The organism is Virgibacillus subterraneus (assembly GCF_900110695.1).
Lineage (GTDB): Bacteria > Bacillota > Bacilli > Bacillales > Amphibacillaceae > Lentibacillus > Lentibacillus subterraneus.
In genome coordinates this window covers 553,605-565,812 of the sequence record NZ_FOEH01000001.1, presented here as the reverse complement: position 1 = coordinate 565,812, position 12,208 = coordinate 553,605, and the positions used below count along the sequence as shown (strand labels likewise).

Annotated in this window: 16 protein-coding genes; 4 read left to right on the top strand and 12 right to left on the bottom strand. The window is 38.8% G+C overall.

The annotated features are described in order from the left end of the window. The gene (locus tag BMY13_RS02740) at positions 1–861 is read right to left on the bottom strand and encodes an efflux RND transporter periplasmic adaptor subunit (protein ID WP_092502319.1); all 861 of its coding nucleotides are present in this window, start codon (positions 859–861) and stop codon (positions 1–3) included. A gap of 99 nt (positions 862–960) precedes the next feature. Between BMY13_RS02740 and BMY13_RS02735 the strand changes: the two genes are divergently transcribed. Together BMY13_RS02735 and BMY13_RS02730 are read left to right on the top strand one after the other, a co-directional pair. Next, positions 961–1,317 carry a hypothetical protein gene (locus BMY13_RS02735; RefSeq protein ID WP_092502317.1) on the top strand — a complete coding sequence of 119 codons (357 nt, stop codon included), beginning with the start codon at positions 961–963 and terminating at the stop codon, positions 1,315–1,317. 68 nt (positions 1,318–1,385) lie between these two features. Beyond that, the gene (locus BMY13_RS02730; RefSeq protein WP_092502315.1) at positions 1,386–1,883 is read left to right on the top strand and encodes a TetR/AcrR family transcriptional regulator; all 498 of its coding nucleotides are present in this window, start codon (positions 1,386–1,388) and stop codon (positions 1,881–1,883) included. On the opposite strand, the gene BMY13_RS02725 is transcribed toward BMY13_RS02730, so the two are convergent. Then, positions 1,880–2,380, bottom strand: a complete 501-nt coding sequence (locus BMY13_RS02725; protein ID WP_092502313.1) for a competence protein ComK — start codon at positions 2,378–2,380, stop codon at positions 1,880–1,882. The two genes, BMY13_RS02730 and BMY13_RS02725, sit on opposite strands and share 4 nt — an antisense overlap. Positions 2,381–2,498: 118 nt before the next feature. On the opposite strand from BMY13_RS02725, the gene BMY13_RS02720 reads away from it, so the two are divergent. Then, on the top strand, positions 2,499–2,687 hold the full coding sequence (locus BMY13_RS02720; RefSeq protein ID WP_092491486.1) for a YjfB family protein: 189 nt from the start codon (positions 2,499–2,501) through the stop codon (positions 2,685–2,687). 106 nt (positions 2,688–2,793) lie between these two features. On the opposite strand, the gene BMY13_RS02715 is transcribed toward BMY13_RS02720, so the two are convergent. The 6 genes from BMY13_RS02715 to mreB all read right to left on the bottom strand — a co-directional run bounded on the left by BMY13_RS02715 (position 2,794) and on the right by mreB (position 7,015). After that, positions 2,794–3,096 carry a hypothetical protein gene (locus BMY13_RS02715; RefSeq protein ID WP_092502311.1) on the bottom strand — a complete coding sequence of 101 codons (303 nt, stop codon included), beginning with the start codon at positions 3,094–3,096 and terminating at the stop codon, positions 2,794–2,796. A gap of 199 nt (positions 3,097–3,295) precedes the next feature. Next, positions 3,296–3,715 carry a 3-hydroxyacyl-ACP dehydratase FabZ gene (gene fabZ, locus BMY13_RS02710; protein WP_092502309.1) on the bottom strand — a complete coding sequence of 140 codons (420 nt, stop codon included), beginning with the start codon at positions 3,713–3,715 and terminating at the stop codon, positions 3,296–3,298. A gap of 147 nt (positions 3,716–3,862) precedes the next feature. Continuing rightward, positions 3,863–4,216: a DNA-directed RNA polymerase subunit beta gene (locus tag BMY13_RS02705; protein WP_092491483.1), complete on the bottom strand. Its 354-nt coding sequence runs from the start codon at positions 4,214–4,216 to the stop codon at positions 3,863–3,865. A gap of 30 nt (positions 4,217–4,246) precedes the next feature. Continuing rightward, positions 4,247–5,077, bottom strand: a complete 831-nt coding sequence (locus BMY13_RS02700; RefSeq protein WP_092502307.1) for a flagellar hook-basal body protein — start codon at positions 5,075–5,077, stop codon at positions 4,247–4,249. Positions 5,078–5,087: 10 nt separating this feature from the next. Beyond that, the gene (locus BMY13_RS02695; RefSeq protein ID WP_092502305.1) at positions 5,088–5,891 is read right to left on the bottom strand and encodes a flagellar hook-basal body protein; all 804 of its coding nucleotides are present in this window, start codon (positions 5,889–5,891) and stop codon (positions 5,088–5,090) included. A gap of 122 nt (positions 5,892–6,013) precedes the next feature. Continuing rightward, positions 6,014–7,015, bottom strand: a complete 1,002-nt coding sequence (mreB, locus tag BMY13_RS02690) for a rod shape-determining protein (protein ID WP_092491480.1) — start codon at positions 7,013–7,015, stop codon at positions 6,014–6,016. A 434-nt stretch (positions 7,016–7,449) separates the two neighbouring features. Between mreB and BMY13_RS02685 the strand changes: the two genes are divergently transcribed. Then, the gene (locus BMY13_RS02685) at positions 7,450–8,475 is read left to right on the top strand and encodes a nuclease-related domain-containing protein (RefSeq protein ID WP_092502302.1); all 1,026 of its coding nucleotides are present in this window, start codon (positions 7,450–7,452) and stop codon (positions 8,473–8,475) included. Between the two features lie 414 nt (positions 8,476–8,889). Here BMY13_RS02685 and spoIIID read toward each other — a convergent pair whose 3' ends face one another. The 4 genes from spoIIID to spoIIQ all read right to left on the bottom strand — a co-directional run bounded on the left by spoIIID (position 8,890) and on the right by spoIIQ (position 11,945). Beyond that, positions 8,890–9,174, bottom strand: a complete 285-nt coding sequence (gene spoIIID / locus BMY13_RS02680) for a sporulation transcriptional regulator SpoIIID (protein WP_245735983.1) — start codon at positions 9,172–9,174, stop codon at positions 8,890–8,892. 411 nt (positions 9,175–9,585) lie between these two features. Next, on the bottom strand, positions 9,586–9,714 hold the full coding sequence (locus BMY13_RS19870) for a hypothetical protein (protein ID WP_281243640.1): 129 nt from the start codon (positions 9,712–9,714) through the stop codon (positions 9,586–9,588). An 81-nt stretch (positions 9,715–9,795) separates the two neighbouring features. Further along, positions 9,796–10,833, bottom strand: coding sequence for an AimR family lysis-lysogeny pheromone receptor (locus tag BMY13_RS02675; protein ID WP_092502300.1), 1,038 nt, complete (start codon positions 10,831–10,833; stop codon positions 9,796–9,798). A 218-nt stretch (positions 10,834–11,051) separates the two neighbouring features. Further along, positions 11,052–11,945 carry a stage II sporulation protein SpoIIQ gene (gene spoIIQ, locus BMY13_RS02670; RefSeq protein ID WP_092502298.1) on the bottom strand — a complete coding sequence of 298 codons (894 nt, stop codon included), beginning with the start codon at positions 11,943–11,945 and terminating at the stop codon, positions 11,052–11,054. Positions 11,946–12,208: the final 263 nt, after the last annotated feature.

Genomic DNA, 12,208 nt, shown 5'->3' with positions numbered 1-12,208 from the left:
TTATTCCCCTTCTTTCACGACGTTGACTTTGCTTTCGTCCGTAAGTGTCAGTTGTCCATTTGTAACGACCTGAGCACCGTCGTTGACCTCACCCTCAATCGCTGTTTCATTGGATTGGGATTCTTTGATCCATACTTCTTTTTTAATTGCTTTCTCATCTTCAATTACATAAATGAACGTTTCGCCACTTTCATCGACGATCGCTGCGGTTGGTACGATAACGGTGTCTTTCACTCTTTTTTCTGGAACCTTCATAACTGCAACCATTCCAGCTAGAACAGCTTCATCTTTATTTTCAATAGTTGCCTCCACTGGATACAGCCCAGTGTCATCAGGCATTGAGCCAATAGATGTAATTTCTGCATCGTATTCTATGTCGTCAATTGATGCGGTGAACGTGTCTTCTTTTTCAAAAAGATCCAGCGTACCAGCTGCTACGGTAAAGTTTAGCTTCATTGTGTCGAAATCAGCAATTACTGCTAATGGCTCTGAATTCGATACCATAGCGCCCTCCTCAGCGTTTAGATTAGCAATTTCGCCATCTTTGGAGGCATAGATATTCTGGTTCCCTCTTGCTGTTTGAATGGTTGCTATCAGGTCATCCTCTTCGACCATTTCACCATTTTCGACTTCCAGTTCCGTAAGCTCTCCAGGATTTTGCAGCGTGACTGGCGTCGTGCTTGCCGGTGCTGTTCGTCCGTAGAGTGATTTTTCAACAACCAGGTCACCAGTTGTTACTTCGACTGTTTCGACTGGAGTAACTGTTTCTTTCTTATCTCCGTCTGATTCATCGTTTTGATTACATGCAGCAAGAACACCGATTAAGGCTATTGCTGTAATACTTACAAGCATTTTTCGCATTGATGTAACTCCTCTTCTATTAATTTAATCAAGCAAATCAATATGCAATATTCTGGCGATCTCTTCACATTCTTTTTCCAGTTCAGAAATTCGCTGAAAATGGTAGTGGATGTAAGTATTCAGCTGGATGGGCTGATGAACGGCTACTTCAAATGGATTGTTATCGACGACATCGATATTGACCGGACGAAAATAGGTGCATACCTTGTTAGGCGAATCGACGATATTGTGAGAGGCCTGTTAGACCGTGATGAGATACCATTAATCACGGAAAAAAATATTGCCAACTTATATCAGGATGGCGAGCAGCAATTGACTGACCTCAAAGAAAAAGTCCACAAACTGCAGTTGCCTCAGGAAAAAGTCAAGCAGCTAGACGAAGTAATTGATATTATTTTAAAAGAAATAAATAAAGACGAACCGCAATACATGATGGTCCAAGGGTTGCTGGTTTGACCGGTTAGTTTAGTCTGCAAAGTTGAAACCAATTAGCAATTAAATCGTATAAAGAAACAGGTGTTTAAATGAATGAGAAAAAAATGAAGCTCATCGAAGCAGGCATGAAATTATTTGCTGAGAAGGGCTACCATAAGACGTCAATTCAGGAAATAGCGTCTGAAGCAGGCGTTTCCAAAGGTGCATTTTATTTATATTTTCAGTCAAAAGAGGATTTCATCACAACAGCTTTTCATTTTTACCATGATGAGATTACCGAGCAAATTAAAAAGGTCAGTGAACAAAATCTCGAGCCTCGCGCAAGCTTAGCGAAACAAATCGAAGTCATTATCGCGTACATATACGAGTATAAGGACTTTATCACGATGCAGCTTCGAGAAAATATTTCGATTGGGCAAGATACTGATACGTTTATCAGGCAAATGAAAATGCAAAATTTTTATTGGTTGCGGCAAAATATAAGTGATATTTATGGCGAAAAAGTCACTCCCTATATCACTTTACCTATATTACATTATGCAGGGTTTTTTTGGCAAGAAAAAAACTCCCTTAGTTCGGAAGTTTAATAAAGGTTCCATGGTAATGAGCGTTTGCCAAAAAAGATCGAACGATTTAATTGAGCAATAACCTGACTTGTCCGTTTGAATTGGAGGTCAAATGATTTTTCTGATGTGTTAACATATAAGCCTGTGCCATCATTAAATACAATATATGTTTTGCCATCACGCTGTTCATAACCTTTAATTTGATAGAAGGAGAGCCACGCACAATCTTTATTTTTCGTTGACGATGTGGGTAGCATGAAAACACCTTTGCCCGGAATAATCGGAACAGGAACCTTACTGTTGATCTTAAGAATATCTTTGACTGCTGCTCGCCGTCCTTCAAGTGTTGAACCGTACAATAAACATGTATGATCAATGATTTGCTCCGGCCTATGGATGGAGTGCGATTCACGCTGTGTCTCCAAAATTCGTGACCGGTAATATGAAGAATCATGCGTTAAAATTGCCTTTGTTTGCTGCGTAATTATGTAAACTGATGATGAAATACCGTCCTCCATTCACTTCCCCCCCCGGTAAGCTATAAGCATATTGTACTATGTTTTATTAAGATAATCTATTTGATATTCACATTTGTACGATTTTTGTCGATAAAAGAAGCGTAAGGAGGCTTGTGTAATGGATATAGCAGCAATGTCTGTTGTCTCAGCAAATCAACAGGTACGATCTGATGCAAGTTTGGCTGTCATGAAAAATGCAAAAGGGCTTATGGAGCAACAGGGCCAGCAATTAATTGAAATGATGCAAACGCCTCAAGCTTCAGCGCCCCATCCATCTCTCGGAAGCTCGATTGATGTAAAAGCATAGCCTTTTGAAAATTCCTCTGCATAAGCGGAGGATTTTTATTTGGCAGTAATAAAGTTAAAAATCCCCTCTATTTTGATAAGGGGATTTTTAATGATGTAGTGAGCAATTAGTTGTTGTCTTCCTCATTCATTGTATCTTCATTTCCATCACCCATGCCATTATTGTTATCTGTATCAGTGTCATTATTGTTAGCGTCGTCTCCGCCATTACCATTCATGTCACCATTTTCGTCTTGATTCATGCCACCATCCTGATTGTTCTCGTCTTCATTCATATCACCATTATCTTCCTCTTGATTCAATGGAGCCTCATCCTCAACGGGATCTTCTTGCTCATCAGTTCCACATGCAGCAACTAGTGACAATGCTAAAATTGGTGCGCCAAATTTAATTAGTAATTTCCTTTTCATGATGTTTCCCTCCTTAAATTGTTCACTATCGTCTATAGCTTATCCATTTTCTAAAATGTGATACTCTTTTTAATGAAATTGTTGCTTAGCGTTCAGCTAGAGGAAGAAATATTGTAGTTAATCAAACAGGCAGAGGACAATTAGCGTGATTCCGGTCATAAAAAAATTCCCCACATATGTAGTGTGGAGAATTCCAATTTTATTGAATTGCGAATGTAATTTCTGCTTCACAGGAAACTTCGCCATCAACTGTTGCGACAGCTTTCCCTTTTCCAATTGGCCCTTTTACTCGAATAATCTCAACGTCCAATTTTAACTGATCACCTGGTTTGACCTGACGTTTGAATCGGCATTTATCCAGTCCTGCCAGAAAGCCGATTTTGCCTTTATTTTCTTCGATTCCAAGCACAGCAATTGCTCCAGCTTGTGCAAGTGCTTCAACAATTAATACACCTGGCATAACAGGGTAATTTGGAAAATGCCCTTGGAAAAATGGTTCGTTCGCGGTCACATTTTTAATTGCTGTAACACGCTTTCCTTCTTCCATTTCGATCACTTTATCGACTAATAAAAATGGGTACCGGTGTGGAATTGTTTCCTTAATTTGTTCGATGTCCATTCGTATCTCTCCTTCATTCTTTTGCCTTCATTATAGCAAATATCGATTTTTGGAGTACATGCCTTAACGGCGAATGTCATAGTTGCACTTATCAGTATTTATGCTTTTTAACTGCTAAAATAAGCATATCCATTCGAGTGGATATGCTTACTCTCTTTTCACTACTATATCGATAATGTGCTGCCACGTTTCCTTTTCCAACGCGTCGCTAGGATTCCCCTCTCCGATAATCCCATAACCAACCATCAGCCCGGCCGCTAATGCTGCTGCACATACAATAAGCACAACAATAATCCGTGCCCATATTGGAAAAATACGGCGACGTGGCTTCTTGTTTTGTCGTTTTTCTAACTTCTGTTTTTTCTTTTGCTCTTTACGCGTGGATTTGTCTGTTGATTTTTCATTTTCCCGCTGCTGGGTAAGTTCTTTTTCCTGATCAGCGGATTGCTTCTTACTTCTTGTCTTTTTATCAACAGGTTTATCCGTTTGTTTTGTTGGCATGGTTTCTTTCTCCTTATATCCTTTTGTTACTTATCGAAGCTGGTTAACGAGTCCCATCATCTGATCACTCATTGAAATTGTTCTGGAATTAAACTGATACGAACGTTGTGTTGAAATCATGTCCGTCATTTGTTTGGAAATATCTACATTCGAATGTTCTAATGCTCCACTTTTCAACACATCGGTATTCGGGGCGACGGCTTGAATTATTTCATTAAAATTAAATCCTAATTCATCCAGATTTGGCATACGAAATGCATTTTCACCTGTAGCTTCTAATAGTCTAGGTCGCACCGCTTCAGCAATTGCAAGATTACCAGTATTTTCCGTTTGGTTCCCTCGTTTGACTGTAATTTGCCCATCAGGCTGGATATTAATCGCATCGAAGCCTTCCTCAATAACAATTGGTCCATTTTCTCCCATTACTGGGTTGCCATCTTTTGTCGTTAGCATAACCGACTGGTTGTTATTAACCGGGCTTAAATAAAAGGAACCATCGCGTGTATATCGAGTTTCCGCATTACCATTTTCGGTAACCTGAATTTGATATAAATGATTTTTTCCGAGTAATGCAGTGTCCAAAGTACGATTTGTCTCGGTTATAGACCCTGGCGCAAGATCAATATTGACCGAACCAAGCTTGGCGCCTGACCCAACTCGCACTCCATCAGGGGTTAAGCGTCCTTCGGCATTAGCAGGATCTGTCATGTTGTTGATTTGCTGAAATAACAATGATGAGAAATCTGCTTGGCGTGTTTTATAGCCGGTTGTTTGGCTATTTGCCATATTATTTCCAATCAAATCCAGTTTATTTTGCAGCTGATTCATTGTAACTGCCGCTTGAATCATCGTTCGTGACATAGTATCCCTCCTAGCCTAGTCGGCCAATTTCGCTAACTGCTTTCCCCATACTTTCATCATAAGCCTTCAACACACGCTGGTTCGTCTCAAACATCCGGTATGACTCCATCATTTGAGTCATCGACTGTAATGCATTGACGTTTGAACGTTCTAAGGCTCCTTGTTGAACACTGAATGTAGCTCCAACTGGTACTGCACCTGCTTCACCATTAAATAGTCCATTTCCTTCTTTGGCAAAATCATTCGCGTTCGCAGTGTACGCAATACCAAGCGGAATAGTTTGACCATTAACTTGAAGTTCGCCTTCCTTCGTTACATCAAATTCCATACCGTTCGTCTGAATTGGATTTCCAGCCTGGTCTAATACGTAATAGCCCTGGTTCGTTGTGAGAAATCCTTCTCCATCAACTGTAAAATTCCCATTACGTGTGAAGCGCTCTTCTCCATCCTCGTTTTGCACCGTAAAAAACAGACTCCCTGTTTCATCTGGAAGCTGTCCGTTCACAAGCGCCAAGTCAGTTCCAATGCCCGTTTCCCGAATATCGCCTTGCTTAAAATTAGGGACGTCTTCCTGCACGTATACTCCGCTGTTCATGGACCCAATTGGATGTTGCACTGGCAAATTCAACCCGTGCGTAGTCGGAATCTTTTTTTCACCCATTTGCTGCATCAACATCTCAGGAAAAGCACGTAACGTCGGCTGATCCGCTTTATAACCCGGTGTATTAGCATTGGCAATATTATTTGATAAAGCTTCCTGTGCGCGTTGCTGCGAAAGCATTCCGCTGGCTGCTGTATAAAATCCTCTAAGCAAGATTTCCAACCCCCTTAAAAGGTGATTATTTCAAGAAGTTATATAGTGTGTTATTTCTAATCAGTTAAGCAAGATTACTAAAGCTTTTACTACTAAAGCATGAAGTTAAGCAAGTTTTCTAATTAGCCAATTTTTTTCCGTTCAATTTTATCGATGTTCTCTAACATAATGCCTGTACCTTTTGCGACACAATTCATTGGCTCTTCTGACATAAAAACAGGAACCTTTAATTCTTCGGCCAATAGTTGATCGATACCGTGGATTAGTGCTCCGCCACCTGTCAAAATGACACCACGATCGATAATATCGGCTGATAATTCTGGTGGTGTTCGCTCAAGTACCAGTTTAGCACCCTGCGTAATTAATGAGACAGGCTCACGCAGTGCTTCTTCAATTTCATCAGAATAGACTGTAATTGTGCGCGGCAAACCAGATACCATATCACGCCCGCGAATGTCCATTTGTTCTTGGCGTCCACCTTTAAAAACAGTCGCTACATTTATTTTAATATCTTCTGCTGTACGTTCACCAATTAGCAATTTGTATTCTTTTTTTATGTATTGAAGAATCTCAGCATCAAACTTGTCCCCAGCCATTTTTATCGACTCAGCTGTTACGATATCACCCATTGATAGTACTGCTACGTCTGTGGTTCCTCCACCAACATCAACGACCATATTTCCGCTCGGCTGGAAGATTTCCATGCCAGCTCCAATCGCTGCAACTTTAGGCTCTTCTTCAAGATAAACGCGTTTACCTCCAGATTTCTCAGCCGCTTCTTTAATCGCTTTTTGCTCCACCTTTGTAATATTTGTCGGGCAGCAAATAAGCATTCTCGGCTTAGAAAGAAAACCTCTTACATTAATTTTATTTATAAAATGCTTTAACATAGCTTCTGTAACATCAAAGTCAGCAATCACACCATCTTTCAATGGACGAATGGCCTCAATATTTCCTGGTGTACGTCCAACCATGCGACGCGCCGCTTCGCCTACTTCAAGCACACGGCCTGTATTACGATCCATCGCAACAACAGATGGTTCGTCTAAAACAATTCCTTTACCTTTTACATGTATCAACACATTGGCAGTTCCAAGGTCGATTCCGATATCCCTAGAAAACATTAATTTAGATCCTCCCTGCTACAATTACTTTCTCGCATCTGTAAGAGAACACAATGCTACTAATATTATATTTTACCACAAAAATCCACATATAACTGCAAATTTTGAAAAAAAGGTAGTGAAGAATTGTTTTGATATAGGATAGTTAGGGTATGGGATATGATATTTTGTGGTGTTGGAGTGGGTTGTATAATTTTGTGGGTTGATATATCCGATTTCCGGTTGATATACCAGGGTTGAGGTCGATATATTCGTTTCCCGATCGATAAATCCAGACTGAGGTCGATATATCCGTTCTCCGGTTGATATAACCAATTATAGCCCTCTCTACAGTCAATTGTTCACATAATTGAAAGAACTTTAAGAAGGAAATTGTTAAAGTTTGTAGAATAATTACTATTAATACAAGAAAGGGAGTGGTTCCACTGACTACTATGAAATACAGATTAAAAATATATGATCTTCTCATTTACGAAGCTTTATTCAGACGTTTTCATGAAAGATACGCGAGAAACAATAGTATCATCTCTGCTTACAGGAAGGAGAAAGCAGGCTTCGATGGTGAAAGGAATGTGGACTACAAGCTCTCCACTTACCCACAAAAAGATTTCTTCATTTTTCAAGGTATCCGATTACCAAATCCCCCTTTTTATTTTCAAATCGACACACTCATACTAACAAAAAAACTCATTTATATACTTGAAGTTAAAAATTACAAAGGCAATTTGAAGTATGATTCTAAACAAAATCAAATGACACAGGAGGTTAAGGGAGAAGTGAATGCCTTCAAAGATCCTATTTTACAGGCTGAGGCCCAAAAGACACACTTGCAGCAATGGCTGGAGAAGCATGGGATCTATAATGTGCCAATAGAGACACTTGTTGTCATCGCATATCCCTCAACCATTATTGAAAACATCCATCAGGACCCAGAAGTTTATCACAAGATTATTCACACCGAAAGTTTGCACCAGCATTTGAACAGGCTACATGAAACGCACGCGAAAGATGTTTTGACGACTGCGGCAATACGAAAACTCAGCAAAACTCTCCTACAGGAAGATCAACCCCTTCGTACAAACATACTAGATTATTACAATATAGATGATCAGCAATTAATTAAAGGAGTACCATGTGAACAGTGTAACTACTCTCCCATGACGCGGCTAGCTGGAAAATGGTCCTGCCAGAAGTGTAATGCAATTAGTTACAACGCGCACGAACGAGTTATTCTTGACCACTTTTTATTACATGGCGATACTATTACCAATAAACAGTGCCGTGACCTTCTTCGGATAAGTTCGCCAAGGACGGCGTATTTAATATTAAACGGAATGAACTTAGAACACTCCGGGGGAAACAAGGGAAGAAAATATATTTCCCCTGTATTAGGAAATTTCCCTCAAGTTTCTTACCTACCAAAAGAAATAATGAGTACTCTTATTTTTGATAAGCTATAAAGATGCTGATATCTCGCCATCAAAGTTGATATTCACCTGTTATGGTCGATAATCTGTTTGTGCAGTTGATATATCCTGATAAGGGTTGATATACTTCTATTCAGGTTGATATACGTTAACTACAGTTGATATCGTGCTTCAAAGGTTGATATTTCCTTATCCGAGTTGATATCCACCCAAAGAAGTTGATATATCTTCCTGTCCAAACCTGTCTCTCGATCGCACCCACAAATGCCACAGACCAAAAACCCAGCCGATTATCTCAATTCGGCTGGGTTCCTGTTTTGTCCTACTGTGAAGTGGAAAACTCTTGCTGTGTATTCTTTCTGTTGTCGCTCCACCACCTCCTTAAGGATAGGGATGTTGTTTGTCAGGCTAACTCTCATGCAAAGTAATATTCCCCCTAAATAAGTATCACCCGACTGGTTTGACTGTGGAGTCTTCAGTTTTTTGATCTAGTCTGTACTTGTTACGGGTTGCTTCTCCTCCACGGAGATGGCGGATTGATTTGTGGTAATCGAGTATGTGTTTTACTTCATTGTAGAGTTCTGGGTTTATTTCTGGTAATCGCTCTGTCAGATCTTTATGGACTGTGCTTTTGGAAACACCAAATTCTTTTGCTATCACTCGGACGGTTTTCCTCGTCTCCACGACATATTTCCCTATCCTGATAGTCCTCTCTTTGATGTAATCGTGCACACCGTTCGCCTCCCTAAGTTGGATATTTCCGAGGTGTGGATCGAGACAAGGTGATACAATTTTTATGCTGCTCACTTATCTACTGACAAATACTCATGTGCAGCTGCTACTATGGTTTTGTTATGAACATGGACAAAATGGTCCGTGTTATATGATGTTTTGTCTATGTAGTGGGTTATTTTGTGGTGGGTAGATGGAAAGCTACACAAGCTCTCACCTCAGACTTTTCTGATTGCTTGGTTTGTAATATTTTATTAATGTACAGAGAGGATTATGATTAAATTTACATCTTTTGGGGATGAGGACAAGAAGTATTTTTTCAAAAAGAAATATAAAAAAGAAAATAGGGTGTTTGACTTCTATCGAAAATCACTTTTTAGCGTGTTTTTTCTACAAAATTACGCTAGATAATTAATCGAGGTCGCCTAATTCTGGATCATGATAAGTTGGCTGTTCGTCGATTGCAAGTTCATCAAAATGAAATGTGCTACTCATTAATATTAATAAACTAATGCCTGCAATAGCTGCTAACTTTTTCAATTTTTTTCCTCCTTTATGTTTACTATTAAATTACACCCTATTTTCAAAAAACACCATTTAAATAAAAATTACTCTGGAGGTTTACGCACCCATTTCACGGATTGATTGAAGTGGTAGTCTGCTGAAGAAATAATCACTACGGTTCTCAATAAAGCTGTTATATGATTGAAGAAGTATGTGTTTATCTTGTTTTGCAAGTCCCAGATAGTACATCTTAAAGGGACTATCTATTGGAACCTCACTTAGAATTGATTCTGCTTTTGCATTATTTCCCTTAGCAATTTCAATATGGGCTTGTTCGCTTTTATCTGTTGTTGTCATTCCTTCTACCTTCTTGAAGTGTGCCGATAAAAATGGAATATTTCTTTGTTCAGTTACTGCAACATCTGTTTGCAAATCATTTTTTTTAGCTATTTTCAATGCTTCTGACATATGATACATACCTTGAAAATAAGTGTCGAAAAGATAAGAAAACCCAAGATTTGTATGTACATTTATTTTTGTTTTTGGACAAGTAGTATCATTTAGAACTCGAAATGCATATTTTCGTGCCATGATCACTTCATTCCGTATTAAATAAAAGACAAATAAACTTTGATTTAAACGTATTTGAAATAATGATAGCAGGAATCTGTCCTCTATTTTTTCAAACAAATATTGCTGTTTTTCCAGGGAGTTACCGAATTGACTATAATCATTCATACTATGATATATGTTGATTTTCACGAATTCAATTAAGCATTGCAGTGCAGGCTCGTCCGTCACTATATTCCCTAATTGTTTTATTGTTTCACTCGGGGAGTATCGCTTATATTTCCGGTCAATAGTCACCTGGTATACTGCTGCCCATTTTTGATTGGATATACAATCAGATACTTTATTTTTATTAATCAATTTCTGCAAATCATGATAATAGCCGTTCATATATAAGAATTCCATGCCTTTTTTGCTAATTTCATTTGATGTTGTTTGCAGGCAAAAATTTCGGGCAAGCCGATTTGCAGTTTGCTCATCATGTTCCTGTTTTAAAACTTGTAAAACTTGCTCCAATGTATACTGATTATTACTGGTCATTGTTATAATAGAGTTAGGCATTAAATTCGCTTTGGAAAAGTGCATTATGGGAGCTCCTTTCTAATCATCTATATGATCGGCAAATCTGAATTTACCTAATTTTCTTTCAATTATTTGCAAATTTATATACTACCGATTATATTACCACACATTTACCATATAAAAACCCTATTCGTTCGACATTTTTCGCGCCATGACAGGGCAAAATCTCCTTTTAGCAAAAAAATAACCCTAGTAATTAAACTAGGGTTTGCGTTAATAGATTACGCATCATCTTCTGAGGAAGATGAATCGGATGTATCGTCCGTTGTATTTCCACCTTCAACATTTGAGTTTTGACTGTTTTGGGTTGATGCATCTTCAGCACCTGTACCTGAATCTTCCGTGCTTTCTTCAGTTCCATCAGATTCAACACTTTCTTCTTCTTCTTCCGTTGCTTCTGATTCAGTACCCTCATCTTCTGTTGAAGCTTCATCCAGTGCACTTAATGGTTGATTGAAAAATGATTCTGGATTCACTTCATTTCCATCTTTTCTAATTTCAAAATGGACGTGTGTACCACTTTCCTGACCAAACATGTTTTCTCCAGCTTTACCAAGAACATCGCCTTGCTGAACCTTGTCTCCTGATTTAACGTTGACTCCCTGCAGGCTCGCATAATAGGTTACAACATCATTTTCATGCGATAATGCAACAACATTTCCTAACAAGGGATCCTCTCTGACTTCTGTAACTGTACCGCTTAACGATGCTAACACATCAAATGTTTCACCGTCTGCGGATGCAATGTCAATGCCTGTACTTTGATAAAAACGATTGTTAAACATGACCAATGCATTTTCCTGTTCCTCTTGTTCTGCGTTGTAATCATAGAATTTAGTTACGATTTCTGCTTGATCTTGGTTTACGACAGGCATCTTAATGACTTCCTGTTGTTCCATAACGGATTGTGCGTCCTCATCATGTTCTGCTGGTGTATATGTTTCTGAACTTTGATCATCCTCAGTTTCCTGAATCTGATTGTCCAGGTTTTGATACCATACAACCACCGATAGAAGAAGCGCAGCAATCGTTAAGTACACTGCTGGAAAAAACCACTTCTTGCGAAAAATTCGACTCCACTTGTTTTTTGGAGTACCGTTGTTTTCTTCTTTCATATTGTTATCACCTCAACAACCATTCTGAGCAGAAAAAGGAAATTCTATACATTAAATTAAAAAAATTTCTTGATTTGATGTATTTTTTGAATAATTCAGGGTAAATTAAGCATTTATTGGCTGCACAGTGGCTATTGATAGACTGTTTTTGGTATATTCATTGATTTACTTTTGGTCGGTATATAGCTTATTTCTGGAGTTCAGTCTCATATGGAATACTTCAACCTCCGTAAAAAAAGCCCCAGGATGTATTTCCATCCTAG